General features: G+C 67.7%; 17 protein-coding genes. 7 read left to right on the top strand and 10 right to left on the bottom strand.

The window, feature by feature from the left end; genetic code table 11:
* Positions 1-2: 2 nt before the first annotated feature.
* Positions 3-986 (bottom strand): LLM class F420-dependent oxidoreductase, encoded by a 984-nt coding sequence (locus tag QX204_RS26710; RefSeq protein ID WP_301903254.1) that lies wholly within the window; start codon positions 984-986, stop codon positions 3-5.
* 41 nt (positions 987-1,027) lie between these two features.
* Entirely contained in the window at positions 1,028-2,203 is a 1,176-nt protein-coding gene (locus QX204_RS26705) for an FAD-dependent monooxygenase (protein ID WP_301903252.1), read from the bottom strand.
* A gap of 108 nt (positions 2,204-2,311) precedes the next feature.
* On the opposite strand from QX204_RS26705, the gene QX204_RS26700 reads away from it, so the two are divergent.
* Both QX204_RS26700 and QX204_RS26695 read left to right on the top strand, forming a co-directional pair.
* Complete coding sequence (locus QX204_RS26700; RefSeq protein ID WP_301903250.1) at positions 2,312-3,025, top strand: TetR/AcrR family transcriptional regulator; 714 nt, start codon at positions 2,312-2,314, stop codon at positions 3,023-3,025.
* A 44-nt stretch (positions 3,026-3,069) separates the two neighbouring features.
* Complete coding sequence (locus QX204_RS26695) at positions 3,070-3,489, top strand: limonene-1,2-epoxide hydrolase family protein (protein WP_301903249.1); 420 nt, start codon at positions 3,070-3,072, stop codon at positions 3,487-3,489.
* On the opposite strand, the gene QX204_RS26690 is transcribed toward QX204_RS26695, so the two are convergent.
* Complete coding sequence (locus tag QX204_RS26690) at positions 3,490-3,762, bottom strand: hypothetical protein (RefSeq protein WP_301903248.1); 273 nt, start codon at positions 3,760-3,762, stop codon at positions 3,490-3,492.
* Between the two features lie 445 nt (positions 3,763-4,207).
* Here QX204_RS26690 and QX204_RS26685 point away from each other — a divergent pair, with 445 nt between their 5' ends.
* The 3 genes from QX204_RS26685 to QX204_RS26675 all read left to right on the top strand — a co-directional run bounded on the left by QX204_RS26685 (position 4,208) and on the right by QX204_RS26675 (position 7,212).
* The gene (locus tag QX204_RS26685) at positions 4,208-5,464 is read left to right on the top strand and encodes an RNA 5'-3' helicase PhoH2 (RefSeq protein ID WP_301908127.1); all 1,257 of its coding nucleotides are present in this window, start codon (positions 4,208-4,210) and stop codon (positions 5,462-5,464) included.
* A gap of 183 nt (positions 5,465-5,647) precedes the next feature.
* Positions 5,648-6,274, top strand: coding sequence for an LGFP repeat-containing protein (locus QX204_RS26680; protein WP_301903247.1), 627 nt, complete (start codon positions 5,648-5,650; stop codon positions 6,272-6,274).
* 83 nt (positions 6,275-6,357) lie between these two features.
* Positions 6,358-7,212 (top strand): acyl-ACP desaturase, encoded by an 855-nt coding sequence (locus QX204_RS26675; protein WP_301903246.1) that lies wholly within the window; start codon positions 6,358-6,360, stop codon positions 7,210-7,212.
* 52 nt (positions 7,213-7,264) lie between these two features.
* Here the strand turns inward: QX204_RS26675 and QX204_RS26670 are convergent, their stop codons facing one another.
* Entirely contained in the window at positions 7,265-8,665 is a 1,401-nt protein-coding gene (locus tag QX204_RS26670; RefSeq protein WP_301903245.1) for a class II fumarate hydratase, read from the bottom strand.
* A 225-nt stretch (positions 8,666-8,890) separates the two neighbouring features.
* Positions 8,891-9,934, bottom strand: coding sequence for a class II fructose-bisphosphatase (gene glpX, locus QX204_RS26665; protein WP_301903244.1), 1,044 nt, complete (start codon positions 9,932-9,934; stop codon positions 8,891-8,893).
* Positions 9,935-10,061: 127 nt separating this feature from the next.
* Here glpX and QX204_RS26660 point away from each other — a divergent pair, with 127 nt between their 5' ends.
* Positions 10,062-10,628 carry a DUF4245 domain-containing protein gene (locus tag QX204_RS26660; protein WP_301903242.1) on the top strand — a complete coding sequence of 189 codons (567 nt, stop codon included), beginning with the start codon at positions 10,062-10,064 and terminating at the stop codon, positions 10,626-10,628.
* A gap of 30 nt (positions 10,629-10,658) precedes the next feature.
* On the opposite strand, the gene QX204_RS26655 is transcribed toward QX204_RS26660, so the two are convergent.
* From QX204_RS26655 to QX204_RS26635, 5 genes are all read right to left on the bottom strand, one after another.
* Positions 10,659-11,672 carry a LacI family DNA-binding transcriptional regulator gene (locus QX204_RS26655; protein WP_301903240.1) on the bottom strand — a complete coding sequence of 338 codons (1,014 nt, stop codon included), beginning with the start codon at positions 11,670-11,672 and terminating at the stop codon, positions 10,659-10,661.
* 419 nt (positions 11,673-12,091) lie between these two features.
* Complete coding sequence (locus QX204_RS26650; RefSeq protein ID WP_301903239.1) at positions 12,092-13,516, bottom strand: FAD-binding oxidoreductase; 1,425 nt, start codon at positions 13,514-13,516, stop codon at positions 12,092-12,094.
* A gap of 188 nt (positions 13,517-13,704) precedes the next feature.
* A complete protein-coding gene (locus QX204_RS26645) occupies positions 13,705-13,959 on the bottom strand; it encodes an exodeoxyribonuclease VII small subunit (protein WP_056816031.1) in 255 nt (84 codons plus the stop codon).
* Positions 13,960-13,961: 2 nt separating this feature from the next.
* Positions 13,962-15,248: an exodeoxyribonuclease VII large subunit gene (gene xseA, locus QX204_RS26640; protein ID WP_301903237.1), complete on the bottom strand. Its 1,287-nt coding sequence runs from the start codon at positions 15,246-15,248 to the stop codon at positions 13,962-13,964.
* Between the two features lie 87 nt (positions 15,249-15,335).
* Entirely contained in the window at positions 15,336-15,929 is a 594-nt protein-coding gene (locus QX204_RS26635; protein WP_301903236.1) for a lipid droplet-associated protein, read from the bottom strand.
* 114 nt (positions 15,930-16,043) lie between these two features.
* Between QX204_RS26635 and QX204_RS26630 the strand changes: the two genes are divergently transcribed.
* Positions 16,044-17,054 (top strand): 4-hydroxy-3-methylbut-2-enyl diphosphate reductase, encoded by a 1,011-nt coding sequence (locus QX204_RS26630; RefSeq protein ID WP_301903234.1) that lies wholly within the window; start codon positions 16,044-16,046, stop codon positions 17,052-17,054.
* The last annotated feature ends 92 nt before the right edge of the window (positions 17,055-17,146 follow it).

The raw sequence follows: 17,146 nt of genomic DNA, 5'->3' as shown, positions 1-17,146 counted from the left end.
GCTCAGTTCACCAGGGGGCGCAGGGCGCGGCCGACCTGCTCGATGACGCCGGGTTCGTGGCCGTTGACGATCAGGTTGACGATGAGACCGTCGACGCCGTGGTCGAGCACTCGGGTCTGGATCTGCTCGGCTACTTCGTCCGGTGTGCCGACGAACTGGCGGTCGGCGACGGTGGCGCGGCGTTCGGCGTCGGTCATGGTCGAGAGGTCTATGCCCATGCGGGACAGGATGTCGGTCTGCGTCTTTCGGGCGCGGTCGCCGTCTTCGTCGACGATGGCGAAGGCGAGGAAGCTGGTTTCGAGGGTGGCGGGGGCGCGGCCCGCTTCGTCGCACCGCTGGTGCAGGGCGTCGAGTTTGCGTGGCAGCTCGGAGGCGTTGCAGATGATGTTGAGGTGGTCGGCGAAGCGAGCGGCCATGGCGAAGGTCTTCTTCTCGCCACCGCCGCCGAGCAGGATCGGCAGGTCGTCGCGGATGCGGGGCTCGTTCATCGCGTTCTCGGTGCGATACCACTTGCCGTCGAGGGTGGAACGCTGTCCGCGCAGCATCGGCGTGATGATCTGCAACGCCTCGTCGAGCCGCTCGAATCGCTCGGTGAACGTGCCGAACTCGAACCCGTACTGCTGATGCTCGAGCTCGAACCACCCCGCCCCGATCCCGAGTACCGCCCGCCCGCCGCTCACCACGTCGAGCGTGGTGACAGTCTTGGCCAGCAGCGCCGGGTTCCGGTAGGTATTACCGGTCACCAAGGCGGACAACTGAATTCGCTCGGTCGCGGTAGCCAACCCCGACAGCGCGGAGTAGGCCTCCAGCATCGGCTCCTGCGGCTCGCCGATCAACGGCAACTGGTAGAAGTGATCCATCACGAACGCGGCGTCGAACCCCGCCGCCTCCGCCTCCCTGGCCTGCGCGATCACCGCGGGAAACAGCTCACGCACCGAAGCGGTGTTGCTGAAGTTGGGCATCTGGTAACCGAGTCGAATGCTCATGTCCTCGACGATATGACTTGGAGTGTACTCCAAGTCAAGGGCTACACCCCGACCAGTTGCGGGTAGTCGATCAGGTCGATGTCGTTGGCGGCTTTGTCGCCGTATTTCATCATCAGGGTGAAGAAGCGGGAGCCGAGGAACCAGTTGCGGGCCTTGATGCCGAGGGCGGTCTTCGGCGCGAGGAAGGGGCCGGCGTTGGTGTTGCCCGCGATTTTGGCGTAGCGCTTCATGATGCGGTCGTAGTTGGCGAAAGCGGCGACGTGATCGCCTGCGGCGGAAGCTAGTTCGCCTGCCAGCACGTACGCGCCGACTACGGCGAGGCCGGTTCCGAAGCCCGCCAGGGTGTTTCCATAGGCGGCGTCGCCGACGAGGGCGACGCGGCCTCGGGTGTAGGCGCCGTCGAGGCGGACCTGGCTGATCGAATCGAGGTAGATGTCGTCGAAGTCGGCCAGGTCGGTGAGCATGCGGGGGGCGTGCCAGCTCATGTCGGCGAAGGTTTCTTCGATGATGCGGCGTTGGGCGGCGGCGTCGTTGCGGGGGTAGTGGAGTTCGGGAGCGGCGAACATGTACATCTGCTGCGCCTTCGGGCCGCCGTCGATGGCGAGTTTGCCCGGGGTGTTGTGGGCGTAGCCCGACGCTTTGTCGCGGGGAGTGGCCGCGTCGCTCCAGCGACTCGCGCCTGCCACGCAGTAGTAGTAGCCCAGGTGGGTGACGTAGTCGGATTCGGGGCCGAACGCCAATTTTCTTACCCGGGAATGGATTCCGTCGGCACCGAGGACGAGGTCGAAGGTGCGCGGCTGGTTGTGCTCGAACCGCACCGCCACCCCGTCGCCGGTATCGCGGAGGTCGGTGATGGTGTCGCCGAAGAGGTATTCGACGGAGTCGGCGGTCGCGTCGTACATGATCTCGGCCAGGTCGCCGCGCAGGATCTCGAGGTCGCCGCCGGTGAACTCGCCGGACATCACCGCGAGCTCGTGCCCGTCGGCGTCGACGAGAACCAGGTCGGTGGTGCCGGTACGTCTGGCCCGAACCTCCTCGAGGATGCCCATTCGCTCCAGCACGGTGAGGTGGGTCCTGCCCTTGAAGTCCACCGCCTGTCCGCCCGCCCGGAGTGCGGGGGCGCGCTCGACGACGGTGACGGAAAAGCCGTATCGGTGCAGCCAGTAAGCGAGGGCGGGGCCGGCGATGCTGGCGCCGGAGATGAGAACGGTACGCATGGGAGCTCCTAGAAGTTCTGTGTCCGGTGGAATCTGTATCCGGTGGATGCAGATTAGAGTATGGTAGACACAGTTTCGCGTCAAGATGATTTTCGAGAGGATGGACAGATGCCGCCGCCGACCACAGTCGAGCTGCTGTGGGGGACCACGCAGCGCCCCAAGCGCGGGCCCAAACCCGCACTCACCCTCGACGGGATCGTCGCCGAGGCCATCGCGCTCGTCGATGCCGAAGGGCTGTCGGCGTTGTCGATGCAGCGCCTGGCCGAACGCCTCGGCTTCACCAAGATGTCGCTGTACCGGTACGTGCCGGGCAAAGAGCAGCTCACCGCGCTGATGCTCGACACGGCGATGGGCGAGCCGCCGAATACCGCGAATGCGCAACAGAATTGGCGCACCGGCCTGCGGGATTGGGGTGAGGCGATCTTCGCCCGCTACCTCGCGCACCCGTGGACGATCGAGCTCACCCTCGGCGTGCGCCCGTTCGGTCCGAACGAGATGGGATGGACCGAAGCCGCGCTCACCGCGTTGGCGGGGACCGGCCTCACCGGCTCGGAGAAGCTGGACACGATCGTCTTGCTCAACGGTCACGCCCGCAATCTGGCCCAGCAGGTCGCGTCGATCAGCGGCGACGGCGAAGTGCAGTTCACCGAGCAGTTCACCGCGATGATGACCGCCGCCGCGGGCCGCTATCCCGAGGTACGCGCGGCCTTCGCCGAGGAGGCCGCCGCCCCGGTGGGCAGAGGCGGCCCGAACGACGCCCTGCGGTTCGGCGTCGACCGGATCATCGCCGGACTCGCCGTCCTGATCGACCAGCGAAACTGAGCAGACCCCTGGTCCCGCGGCGATCGGAGCCCTAGGCTCATCCCATGACCGACGAGCCGGAACTGCCGGAGCCCGCTGTCACCATCGTGCGCGAATTCTTCAACGCGCTCGAGCTCAGTGCGGTCGACGAGGCCCTGGATCTGCTCGATCCCGAGATCGTCTGGAAGAACGCCTCGCTGCCCAGCGTGCGCGGCAAGAAGCGAGTCGCCGCGGTGTTGCGCGGCCTGGATCGTCCCAAGCTCGGGTTCTCCGCGGAGATCCACCACATCGCCGCCGACGGCGACATCGTGCTCACCGACCGCACCGACTACCTGCACTTCGGCCCGGTGCGGATCGGCTTCTGGGTGAGTGGCACCTTCGAGCTGCGCGACGGCCGAATCGTGCTGTGGGACGACCACTTCAGCAAGGGCAATGTCCTGCGCGGCACCATCGTGGGCGTGGTGAAGGCGATCCGCGGACGCTGACTACTGGTGCTTGCGCAGATACGCCAGGTAGGTCGGTCGCAGCACATCGGCCAGTTTGCCGTCGCCCGCGTGGAAGTAGTCGTCGATCATCGGCAGCACGTATTTGATGTCGGCCGAGCTCTCGCCCAGGTCGCCCGCCTCGGCCTGAGCCGCCGGGATCGACTTCAGCAGTTCCCACAGGAACTTCACATCACCGTGGTGCACGGCGGTCTTCACCGCGCGATCGTGCAGTTCTTTCGACGTCAGCTTGTCCAGATCCTGCTCATCGGCCATGCCATCGACTCTAGCGCTCGACGACGCGGACGCGCCGGATCCGGCGCGACAGTGCCGGTTAACGACAAATTCACGGACACGTGTGCCGGTCCAGCAGCGCGGCCGCGAATTCGGCGGTAGCGTCGGTGATGCGAGTCGCGTCGGTGTGATTCGTACGGGAGGTCCTGACCGTGACTGAGCTACTCAGTGCGAGAGGGCCGGCACCTGGCCCTCGGGGCGGTTGACTCAGCGTCAAGCGCCCACAAGGACGGACCGGTCCAGCGAGATCGTTCGCGCGGGTGCCGTGCGAACACATAAGGAGCCCACCGTGACTGCTGCACGCTCCGTTTCCAATTCCGCGAAGCACACGGCCTCGGCCTCGGCCTCGAGCAATTCGGCCTCGAAGAAAGGGGCTCGCCCCTCACGTTCCGGTCGCAAGACTTTTGTCGTCGACACCTCCGTACTCCTGTCGGATCCCTGGGCTGTCACCCGGTTCGGGGAACACAGTGTGGTCCTACCCCTGGTCGTGATCAGTGAGCTGGAGGCGAAACGGCACCACCACGAGCTCGGCTGGTTCGCCCGCGAAGCTCTGCGCATGCTCGATGACCTGCGTGTGCAGCACGGCAGGCTCGACCAGGCGCTGCCCATCGGCACCGACGGCGGCACCCTGCAGGTGGAGCTCAACCACACCGACTCGTCGGTGCTGCCCGCCGGGTTCCGTTCCGACACCAACGATTCCCGCATCCTGGCCTGCGCGCTGAATTTCTCGGCCGAGGGCGAAGACGTGGTGCTGGTGTCGAAGGACATCCCGCTGCGCGTCAAGGCCAGCGCGGTCGGCTTGTCGGCCGACGAGTACCACGCCCAGGACGTGGTGACCTCCGGCTGGAGCGGCATGGTGGAACTCGACGTCGCGGGCGCCCAGATCGATCAGCTCTACACCGATTCGGTGATCGACCTCGACGACGCGCGAGAACTGCCGTGCCACACCGGTGTTCGGTTGCTGGGTACCAGCTCCAGCGCGCTGGGCCGGGTCACCGCCGACAAGCGGATCCAACTGGTCAGGGAGCGGGAGGCATTCGGCCTGCACGGGCGTTCGGCCGAACAGCGCATCGCACTCGATCTGCTGCTCGACGAGAGCATCGGGATCGTGTCGATGGGTGGACGCGCCGGTACCGGTAAGTCGGCGCTGGCGTTGACCGCCGGGCTCGAGGCGGTACTGGAGCGCCGGACCCAGCGCAAGGTGGTCGTGTTCCGGCCGCTGTACGCGGTGGGCGGGCAGGAACTGGGCTATCTGCCGGGTTCGGAGAGCGAGAAGATGGGCCCGTGGGCACAGGCCGTCTTCGACACGCTCGACGGGCTGGCCAGCCGTGAGGTGCTCGAGGAGGTGCTCAGTCGCGACATGCTCGAAGTGCTGCCGCTGACCCACATTCGTGGTCGGTCGCTGCACGATTCGTTCGTGATCGTCGACGAGGCGCAGTCGCTCGAGCGCAATGTGCTGCTGACGGTGTTGAGCCGCCTCGGCACGGGTTCTCGGGTGGTGCTCACCCACGACGTCGCCCAGCGCGACAATCTGCGGGTGGGCAGGCACGACGGCGTGGCGGCGGTGATCGAAAAGCTCAAGGGTCATCCGCTTTTCGCGCACATCACGCTCACTCGCAGCGAGCGCTCGCCGATCGCGGCGCTGGTGACCGAGATGCTCGAGGAGTACGGGCCCAACGCGTAATCACCGGCTATCGGGCCGCGTCACGGTCCGAATCCGTTTGATTACCGCGAACGGTGGGTAATATCCGCTTCGACACCAATCCAGCAACGGCTCGGCGAACACTGTTCCGCCGGGCCGTTGCGGATGTCGGCCAGGCTCCGTTCCGGGGTGCAGCCCCGGGGGGCCACTCGCGAGAGGATGGATATGAACCACTTCGCTCGACGTACTGTTGCCGGGAGCGCCGCGGTCCTGGCCGCGGCGGGTCTGCTGCTCGCCGCCGGCTGCAGCGACGACGACAAGGACAAGGCCAACGACGCCGTCGCCTCGGTGACCTCCGCCATCGGCGCCCCCGGGGGCAGCGCGACCACCACGCCGGGCATGGGCGGCATGACCACCACCCCGGGTTCGGAAACCACCTCCGGCACCGAGACCACCTCCGGTGCGGCCACCACCAGTGGAGCGGCAGGCGAATCGACCACCATCTCCACCCCGAACGGTGACATCACCATTTCCGGTGAGGTCTACAAGAAGTACGTGGCGGTCGGCGGCGCGGCCAGCCCGCTCGGCGCACCGGAAGAAGCCCAGGAAGCCGGCCCCGACGGCGGCGAGTACCAGGACTTCACCGGCGGCACCATCTACTGGAGCAAGGATTCCGGCGCCCATATCGTCTGGGGCGAGATTCGTGAGGCGTGGGAGGAGAACGGCGGCGCCAACGGCACGCTGGGCTACCCGACCAGCGACGAGAAGGACATCGCCGGCGGCAAGCAGAGCGACTTCACCGGTGGCACCATCACCTGGGTCAACGGTGAGATCACGGTGACGCCCAAGTAAGAGCGTTGTGCTCGGCCCCAGCGCGGGGGCCTGGTTCACCCCGTAGGTCCCCGCGCTTGCGCACGAAGTACTAGGTTGTCGGGGTGCAGAAAACTTTGACCGACCGCGAGCTGCTGGATTCGCTCGCGGACGAGGTGGAAATCAACCTGCGTCGCCACATCGAGGTGGCCGACGGCTGGCAGCCGCACGAGCAGGTGCCGTGGTCGGACGGGCGCAACTTCGCCTTCCTCGGTGGCACCGATTGGAGCCCGGAACAGTCCGAGCTCAGCGAGACCGCCAGGCTCGCGCTGACCGTGAGCGTCCTGGTCGCCGACAATCTGCCGTCCTACCACCGTGAGCTCGGCAAGCACCTGCGCATCGGCCCCTGGTGGCGCTGGGTCGGCCGGTGGACGGCGGAGGAGAACCGCCACGAGATCATGATCCGCAACTACCTCATGCTCACGCGTGCGGTGGACCCGGTCGCGCTCGAGCGGGCCCGCATGCAGCACATGACCGATGGTTTCAACCGGCCTGCCATGCACCTGATCGACGTGCTGGCCACCTGCGCGTTCGAAGAGGCCGCTGCCGCGATCCGGCATCGCAACACCGCCGCGCTCGGCGAGAACCCGATCGTCACCGCGATGGCCGAGAAGCTGGCCGCCGACGACGAACTGCAGGCCGAGTTCTTCGCCGCGCTCGTCGCCGCCGCCCTCGACCTGGTTCCCGACCAGGGTGTGCGCGCGATCGCCGATCGAGTCGCCGACTTCCGGGTGCCGCACGTGGATCTGCCCGGTGGCGGATCGAGCGACGAGGCGCTGGCCGAGGCCGGCATCTACGACCGTGCCAACGAAGACGAACTGGTGTTCAAGCCGTTGCTGCAGCGCTGGAACATCTTCTCCCGCACCGATTTCAGCGAAGCGGGGGAGAAGGCTCGCGCGGAACTCGCGCACCTGGCCTGAGCCGCTGCGCGAACGGCCGTCACCTGCTTCGAGGTGGCGGCCGTTCGTCTTCTCAGCGGTCGACGTCGGCCATGGCCAGCACGTCGAGCTTGCGATCGAGTTCTTCGAGCGAGAGCTTGTCCGGGACCAGCCCGCGATCGATGACGGTCTGACGGATCGTCTTCTTCTCGCGCAACGCCTCTTTGGCGACGGCGGCCGCTTCCTCGTAACCGATGGCCGAGTTGAGCGGGGTGACGATCGACGGCGACGATTCGGCGAGTGTGCGCAGGTGCTCCTCGTTGGCGACCAGGCCGCTCACGCACCTGTCGGCGAACAGTCGAGAAACGTTGGCCAGCAGGCGAATCGACTCCAGCAGGTTGCGGGCCATCACCGGGATGTAGACATTGAGCTCGAACGCCCCGCTCGCCCCGCCGAACGCGATCGCCGCGTCGTTGCCGACCACCTGCACCGCCACCTGCGTCACCGCCTCGGGCAGTACGGGATTCACCTTGCCCGGCATGATCGAGCTGCCCGGCTGCAGGTCAGGAAGCTGCAATTCGCCGAGCCCGGTGAGCGGGCCCGAACCCATCCAGCGGATATCGTTGGCGATCTTGGTCAGGCTCACCGCGATGGTTCGCAGCGCGCCGGAGGCCTCGACGAGTCCGTCGCGCGCGGCCTGCGCCTCGAAGTGATCATGGGCTTCGCGCAGCGCGTCGATTCCCGTGGTGCGCACCAGTTCCGCGACGACCTTCGTGCCGAATCCGGCGGGCGCGTTGAGTCCGGTGCCCACCGCGGTGCCGCCGATCGGCAACTCGCCGAGGCGCGGCAGGGTGGCCATCGCGCGCTCGATGCCCGCGGCGATCTGACGGGTGTAGCCGCCGAATTCCTGGCCGAGCGTCACCGGCACCGCGTCCATCAGGTGGGTGCGGCCCGACTTCACGACGGTGCGCCACTGCTGCGACTTGTCGAGCAGGGCGAGGCGCAGATGGTCCAGCGCGGGAACGAGTTCGGTGATCACGGCCTCGGTGGCGGCCAGGTGTGTCGCGGTGGGGAAGGTGTCGTTGGAGGACTGCGACATGTTCACGTCGTCGTTGGGGTGCACGGTCACACCGTTACGCGCGGCGATCGAGGCGATCACCTCGTTGGCGTTCATGTTCGAGCTGGTGCCCGAACCGGTCTGGAACACGTCGATCGGGAACTGGTCGTCGTGCGCACCGTTGGCGATCTCGCCCGCCGCCGCGATGATCGCGTCGGCCTTGACCGGATCGAGCAGCCCGAGGTCCTTGTTGACCTGCGCGCAGGCGGCTTTCAGCAGACCGAGTGCCCGGATCTGGGCTCGTTCGAGCCCACGTCCGCTGATCGGGAAGTTCTCGACGGCCCGCTGCGTCTGCGCCCGCCACAGGGCGTCGACAGGGACGCGAACCTCCCCCATGGTGTCGTGCTCGATCCGGTACTGCCCGTCGTCGTCAGCCATAGTTCGACCCTAGGACGAGAACACCGCGAATGGTGGCCCCACACCAGCGGTGATTCCCACACAGTCGGCGGGAATACATCCAGAGACGACCGACACAGGCGAGTCTTACGAGCCCGTTCGCGGCCGGCTCGCGTTCGCGGGTCGAGACGGAACGCCGCAGGCGCAGTATCGACCCGCGAACGCGAGCCCTCGGGGCCGCGAACCCCGCGGCCCCGGCCGCCTATGTCAGGGCAGCGGCGGGTTCGCGCTGTCGTCGCCGTCGAAGTCGACCGAGGAGTACTCGCGCAGCTTCGTCAGGCGGTGGTAGGCGTCGATCATGCGGACGGTGCCCGACTTCGACCGCATCACGATCGACTGGGTGGACGCGCCACCTGCGTAGTAGCGCACGCCGCGCAGCAGGTCGCCGTCGGTGACGCCGGTGGCGCAGAAGAAGACGTTGTCGCCGGAGACCAGGTCGGTGGTCGAGAGCACGCGGTCCAGATCGTGGCCCGCGTCGATCGCCTTCTGCCGCTCTTCGTCGTCCTTCGGGGCGAGCATGCCCTGCAGCTCACCGCCGAGGCAGCGCAGCGCGGCGGCGGCGATGATGCCCTCGGGGGTGCCGCCGATGCCGACCAGGATGTCGACGCCGGACTCGGGACGCGCGGCGGCGATGGCGCCCGCGACGTCACCGTCGGAGATGAGGCGGATGCGAGCGCCCGCGTCGCGCGCCTGCTGGATGGTGTCCTCGTGGCGGGGACGGTCCAGGATGCAGACGGTCAGATCGGACACCGAGAGGCGCTTGGCCTTGGCCACGCGGCGGATGTTCTCGCCGATCGGGGCGGTGATGTCGATCGAGCCCGCGGCGTCGGGGCCCACCGCGATCTTGTGCATGTAGAACACCGCGGACGGGTCGAACATGGCGCCGCGCTCGGCGACCGCGAGCACGGAGATGGCGCCGGGGGAGCCCTTCGACATCAGGGTGGTGCCGTCGACCGGGTCGACCGCGAAGTCGACCTCGGGGCCGGTGCCGTCGCCGACGAGCTCACCGTTGTAGAGCATCGGCGCTTCGTCCTTCTCGCCTTCGCCGATGACGACGATGCCCTTCATGGACACCGAGCTGACGAGCTGACGCATGGCGTCGACGGCAGCGCCGTCGCCACCTTCCTTGTCGCCACGGCCGACCCAACGGCCACTCGCCATCGCGCCTGCCTCGGTGACGCGGACCAGCTCCAGTGCGAGGTTGCGATCGGGTGCCTCGCGGCGGCTGGGGACGGGCGAGGTGGGCGTCATTGCGGAGTGCCTCCTTGGCGTTGGTGATACGGGTGCATTGTCGCATTTCGAAACGGCACGCTCGTGCACGACCTCCTGCGATGACCCCTGGGCGGCCTGGTCATAGCTCGAGTGGATACTGGTAGCCGTGGCACAGACCAAGCACCGCATTTTCAACGACTACCGCGATCTGTTCTGGTCGTTGATCCCGTTGGTGCTGGCCGCGGTGGTGCTGGCGGGCGTGGCGAGCCAGTGCACGGTGGCGACGAACGGCCCGACGCAGGGTCAGATCCCGCATTTCGACGCCGACGCCGCCCTGAAATCCGACGCGAAGACGCTGTCGTTCCCGATCCGCAACCCGACGTTGCCGCAGGGCTGGACGTCGAACTCCGGCAGCCGCGACACCATCGCCGCCGCCGGCGGCGGTGCGGTGAGCACGGTCGGCTACATCACGCCGCAGGGGACCTATATGCGGTATTCGCAGACCGGTGCCTCCGAGGAGGCGTTGTCGCGGCAGGTACTCGGCTCGCGCTACCCGACCGGGACACAAGAGGTGGCCGGGCAGCGGTGGGTCGTCTATTCCGAGCCGACCGAGGAAACCGGCTGGATCGCCGACCTCGGTGGGGTGCGCATTCTGATCACCGGCGCGGGCAACGAAGCCGCGTTCACGACGCTGGCCACGGCGATCACCACCGCCCAACCGCTGTCGAAGTAGCGGCCGCACCCGGCTTCGAGTCCGGTGGGTTCAGCGCACGATCAGGCTGGGTAGAAAAGTTTGGTTCGGTGCTCTTTCGCCGCTGGCGAGGGCTGTGACCAGCATGCGAACCGCCGCCGCTGCCTGCTCTTCGCGATGGGTATTGATCGCGGTCAGTGGCGGATCGTTGTCACGGGCGATGCTGCCCTCGGAGGTGATCAGGCCCAGGTCGGCGCCGATGGTGCGGCCGAGTTCGCGGGCCGCGGTGACGCAACCGGCGGCGACCGAGTCCAGCGGGGCGTACACGGCGTCGACGTCGGGGCGTTCGGTCAGCAGTCGCACGCACGCGCGATGGGCGAGTCTGGTGCGGCCGCCGCCCCCGGCGAAATCGACGGCCGCCACGATCGGCGTCATGCCGGCGGTGCGACTCCAGCGTTCGTAGGCGGCCCTGCTGGCGGCGGCGTTCTGGCGGCCGCTGTTGTCGACCAGAAGGGCGGGTCGGCGAGCGCCGGTACTCAGGAAATGCGTCATCGCCAGGTCGACCGCCGCGTCGCGGTCGAGCGATACCGAGCTCGCCGGAGCGGGCGCGTGACCGCCGATCGTCACCACCGCCAGGCCGCGGGCGGTCGCCGTTTCGACGATGCCTTCGGCCGGGTCGGGGTCGATGAGCAGGACGCCGTCGGCGGCGAGATCGTGTAACTGGTCGCGCTCGCCCAGCGGTGGGACGAGGACCAGCGCGTAGCCGTGCCGGAAGGACTCGTCGGCGGCGGCCAGGGCGGTGCGGGTGTACCAGTCCAGGCGTGATTCGTGGTCGTCGACCTGATCGGCGACCATCGAGGTGACCAGCCCGATCACCATCGTGCGCCCGGTGCGCAATGCCCTGGCCTCGCGGTTGATGCGGTAGCCGAGTTCGGTGGCGGTGGCCAGGATGCGGGCGCGGGTGCTGTCCTCCATCCGGCCCTTGCCCGCGAGCGCGAGCGACACCGCCGACGGAGAGACGCCCGCGGCGGCCGCGATATCGCGCATGGTCGGCCTCGGTGGCACGCGCACCTCCTTCGTGGTCATGAGATTACCGAGGGATCGGCGAAGCGCAGCGCGACGACACGTTCGACGGCGCCGATCCGCTTGCTGGGCAATGAGTTCCGGGGTAATGCGAGAGAGGACCACCCATCCCTCGAGGTCTGGCCGATTCGCGGTCCGATCCGGAGGAACGCGGTGAGTAGACCGAACCACGCGGCGGGCACGACCACGGTGGCCGACGCCGCCGAGGCGAGGAAAGCCGAGACACTCTTCACGATTCGCACTCCGGTTGGGTGATGGGGCCCGGGCCGTACCGCCGGGACGGAATAATCTTGCCACCAATGAGGCGAAATGCTTTGTGCCCGAGAGTGATCCGGGAAGCGAGCACTCGGGAGATCACGAAGACCTGAGCGCGCGTGCGTAGTCCGACATCGCTGTACGGAAACGAAAAATGGGCGGCCTTCTCAGTTGCTCAGTCGGTAGGACCAGCCGCTGTTGGGCAGCGCCGTCGAGGTGGAAATGATGTCGGTGCCGACGACGTCGTCGGCCTTGCCCTGTGCCAGCAGGCCGTAGGGATCGAAATCCCGTTTGAGCGCAGCTTCTTTCGGCCCCCACGGCTTCATGCCGCCGGCGCCGAGGACGGGCGTGTGGGGGTTGGCGATGAACAGCCCGGCCTGCTCCAACCGCGCGGTGATCGTCGCCAGCTGGTGTTGACTCTCGAACTCGAAGACCGGCGAGCCCTGGCACGACAGGCCGCCGTCGATCCGCTTCATCTCCAGATGCAGCGGGCCGAGGTCGGCGAAGTCGCGGTGGATCCGCAGGATCGACTCGAACAGGTTCTCCTGCGGGTACAGCGCGAGCAGTCCGATCAGCTGCTTGTTGCGGCGCTGGTAGCGCATCATCGAATGCCCCCAGGTGAATTCGTACAGCGGTGCGCCGTAGACGCCTTTGCCCTCGAGGCAGCGGTAGCGGATCCGGCCGCCGTTGGCGTGCACGAGATCCTCCACGTTCGGGACCGACTGCACGGCCGCCATCACCAGCACCATCGCTTCGCCGTCGGGCACGAGCCCCGCCAGCTCCGGGAAGTACTGGGGGAGCGGATGCGCGTGGGGCGAGACGACCTTCTTCAGCACACCGTCGCTGTTGCAGATGTCGACCGAAAAGCGTGCCGCCTGTGCGAAGTCCGGGAACGAGATCACCAGCTCGTGCCATTCCCAGGCCGGTGCGACCGGGAGTTCGACCTCGGTGATGATGCCGTTGGCGCCGTAGGCGTGGTGCACGGTGTTCACATCGCGCCCGCGCAGTTCGATCAACCGCGGATGTTCTTCCACCGTCATCACTTCCAGCGCGGTGATATTGCCGGTGTCACGCAGAATTCCCCACTGGCAGCTGCCGATTCCGGCGTGTCCGCCCGCGATGTAACCGCCGACGGTGGCCTGCTGCGAGGTGGACGGATGCATGCGCAGCTCCCAGCCCGACGGGCGGATCGCCGCATCGATATCGGCCATCACCGTGCCGGTGAGCGCCCTGACGGTGCGCGGGATCTGCCTGCCGCGATCACCGTGCCAGCCGAGCACCCCGGCCAGGGCGGTCACGTCGATCACCGCGCCGCCGCGCAGCGGCACGCACTGCCCGAACTGCCCGGAACCCGCGCCGCGCACGGTGATCGGGATGCGATGGCGCGCGCACGCGGCGACCGCGGCGCGCAGTTCCTCCTTGTCGCGCGGGGCGATGTAGATCTCGGCGTTGCGCCCGCGCAACAGGTCGCGTAGCACCGGGCTCTGCGCGAAGCGGTCGCGGCTCTTGCTGCGCAACTTGCGGGTGTCGGTGGAGTGGTGGATGGGGCCGAGTTCGGTGCGCAGCTGGGTCAAGGCTTCGACAGGGGACATCGGTAGTACTTGCCGGGCGGAATTCACCGGCACGAACACTCTGTCGACGGAACTCTCCACGGTGTAGGCCTCCCAGCGAACCAGCTGATCAATCGATTTATCAACAAGGATCAGCGTGCCGGGACAGTGTTTCGTGGCCGTGAAGCGCGAATTGCGTTCGGTGCACCGGCGCAGAAACCGGTGCCGGATCAGTCGGTGGAGTCGAGATCCGCGCGGGAGAGCGCGTCCTCCACGCGGCGCCGAGCACCGGCGAGATGCTGTTCGCAGCGCGTAGCGAGGGCTTCGCCGCGTTCCCACAGCACCAGCGAGTCGTCGAGGTCGAGGCCGCCCTGTTCCAGCATCTTCACCACATTGATGAGCTCGTCGCGGGCGCGTTCGTAGCCGAAGGTCGCGATCTCGGCCAGGGTGTCGGCAGCGGTGTTCTCGGAACCGGCGTCGGCCACGGTCACTTCCTCTTCTCGTCGGTGGTCTCTGGCGTCAGTCGCTGGGTGCCGAGGGCCGCGGCGGTGACCGCGCCGTCGGCGACCCTGATGCGGAGCTGGCTACCCGCGGGGGAGTCGTCGATCGAACGCACGACATGGCGTTCGGGACCGGCGACGCGCTGCACGACAGCGTAACCACGGGCCAGCGTGGCGGCCGGACCCACGGCGGTCAGCTTCTCGCGCAGGTGCAGGGTGGTCGTCGACTCGCCGCGCAGGAGCTGTTCGACACTGCGTCGCGCGGCGGTGCGCAAGCGCTCCAGCTCGTCGTGCCGGTGATTCAGCTCGCGCAGCGGATCGGCGAGGACAGGACGCGATCGCAATTGCGTGATGGTGTGCTCCTCACGCTGCACCCAGCCGCGCAACGCCGCCGCCGAGCGTGCGCGCATGTCCCGGACTCCGGCCAGTTCGGCGGCGGCGTCGGGGACGATGCGTTTGGCGGCGTCGGTGGGGGTGGCCGCGCGCAGGTCGGCGACCAGGTCGAGCAGCGGGTTGTCGGGTTCGTGGCCGATGGCGCTGACGATCGGGGTGCGGGCGGCGGCGACCGCTCGGCACAGTGCTTCGTCGGAGAAGGCCAGCAGGTCTTCGACGCTGCCACCGCCGCGAGCCAGCACGATCACCTCGACGTCGGGATCGCGATCGAGTTCGGCCAAGGCTTCGAGCATCTGCGGGACCGCGGTCGGACCCTGCACCGCGGTGTTCCGGATGACGAAACGGACTGCGGGCCAGCGATTCTGGGCCACGGACAACACGTCACGTTCGGCCGCGCTCGCCCGTCCGGTGATCAGCCCGATGGTCGCGGGCAGAAACGGCAACGGTCGCTTGAGCCGGGCGTCGAACAACCCCTCGGCTGTCAACAGGGCTTTCAACCGTTCGATCCGCGCCAGCAGCTCACCGATGCCGACCGCGCGAATCTCGGTGACCCGCAACGAGACCGTGCCGCGGCCGGTGAAGAAGTGCAGCTTGCCGTAGACGACCACGCGGCTGCCCTCGGTCAACGGCACCGACAGCCTGCGCAACAGATCCGGATCGCAGGTCAGTGACAGCGACATGTCCACCGAGGCGTCGCGCAGCACCAGAAAGGCGGTACGGGTGCCGGGGCGCAGATTGATCTGGGTGACCTGCCCCTCCACCCAGATGCTGCCGAGCCGCTCGATCCACTGGGCGACCTTCACCGCGACCGAACGCACCGGATACGGCTGCTCCGCCGAATTGGCCGGAGCGCCGGTCTGCGCGACGCCGTCCTGAGTCATAGGTCAGTTCTACGCGGAGCCACCGACACAACCAAAAAGCGGCCGCATCCGTTGTGTCGGATTGCGGCCGCCTCGACGGAAGGTCGGTTACTGCGCCTGGACGGTGGCGATGCGGTTGGTGAGCATCGTGACGAAGGGGGCGCGGGCGCGGGTCCGCTGTTCGAAGTCGAGCAGCTGGGCCAGCTCCTCGACGGTCAGCATCCGCAGCCGGGCGCGCAGCTGGGCCAGCGTCATCGCGGGGTAGTCGTAGCGGATAGCGACCTCGGGGGCCACGACCTCCTCCTCGGCGGGCTCTTCGGCGGGCTCGATGACCTCTTCCTCGGTCTCGAGCAGCAGCAGCGGTGTGGGCACGACTTTGCCGTTGGTCCGCGGGGCATCGGCCTCTTCGAACAGATCGAAGCGGCTGGTGTGGCCGTTGGCGGCGGGCGCGGGCTCGACGTCCTCGTCGAAGGTGGCCCACTCGGGCTGCTCGGCCGGAGCCGAACCCAGCCGCTCGAACACACCGTCACCCTTGAGCGCGAGGCTGGTGACGAACTGCTGCATATGCATCGTGGTCTGCAGCACGCGACTGAGCGCGGTGATCGGGAAATTGACCGCGGCGACAGGAAGTCGCCGGGTCTCTTCTAAGGCATAGACGGCGGCGCCGGCGGCCACCCTGGCCAGGAACGGAGGTCGAAACATGACCCCAGCCTGCCGCAAGTCGGGTGTGATGCAAAGGTCCAGCCCCCTGTTATGTGACTTTCGCCCCTTGATCCGACCTGATCCGGCCCGTCGCACGCACGTAAGCTGTGCAATATGACCTCGGCAATCCCCTTGAACGTCGGTATCACGCGCTCCGCGGGCGCGAATGCTGCCGGTGGCAAGCGCGTGCTGCTGGCCGAGCCGCGCGGCTACTGCGCAGGCGTCGACCGCGCCGTCGAGACCGTGGAGAAGGCTCTCGAGAAACACGGCGCCCCGATCTATGTGCGCAAGGAGATCGTGCACAACCGCCACGTCGTGGAAACGCTACGTGAGCAGGGCGTGATCTTCGTCGACGAGACCGACGAGGTGCCGGAGGGCGCGCTGGTCGTGTTCTCCGCGCACGGTGTCGCGCCGATCGTGCACGAAACCGCCGCGCAGCGGAACCTGCGCACCATCGACGCCACCTGCCCGCTGGTCACCAAGGTGCACCAGGAAGCCAAGCGCTTCGCCCGCGACGACTTCGACATCCTGCTGATCGGCCACGAGGGCCACGAGGAAGTCGAAGGCACCGCCGGTGAGGCGCCCGAGCACGTGCAGCTGGTCGACGGGCCCGACTCGGTGGACAAGGTGACCGTGCGCGACCCGTCGAAGGTGATCTGGCTGTCGCAGACCACGCTCTCGGTCGACGAGACCATGGAAACCGTCGAGCGGCTGCGCGAACGCTTCCCGACGCTGCAGGACCCGCCCAGCGACGACATCTGCTACGCCACCTCCAACCGCCAGACCGCGGTCAAGGCGATGGCGCCCGAATGCGATCTGGTGATCGTGGTCGGTTCGCGCAACTCGTCGAACTCGGTGCGACTGGTCGAGGTGGCGCTCGGCGCCGGTGCGAAGGCGGCCTACCTGGTCGACTACGCGCGCGAGGTCGATCTGACCTGGCTCGAGGGCGTGCAGACCATCGGCATCACCTCGGGTGCTTCGGTGCCGGAGATCCTGGTGACCGGGGTACTCGACCTGCTGGCCGAGCACGGCTTCGGTGAGGTGCAGCCGGTGACCACAGCCAACGAAACCCTGGTCTTCTCCCTCCCCCGCGAACTCCGGCCTGCGCGCCTCTCCGCGACTTGAGGCCGGACTTGGGTGCGGGGAGAGTTGTGCTGGCGGCCAGACCATCAGCGTGGCTGGGTTAGCCCGTACCCGGTGAGTTACCCATGTTCTTG

The sequence above is a fragment of the Nocardia sp. PE-7 genome (assembly GCF_030486425.1).
Taxonomy (GTDB): domain Bacteria; phylum Actinomycetota; class Actinomycetes; order Mycobacteriales; family Mycobacteriaceae; genus Nocardia; species Nocardia salmonicida_A.
The sequence above is the reverse complement of the archived record's forward strand: the minus strand, read 5'-3'. Positions and strand labels throughout refer to the sequence as shown.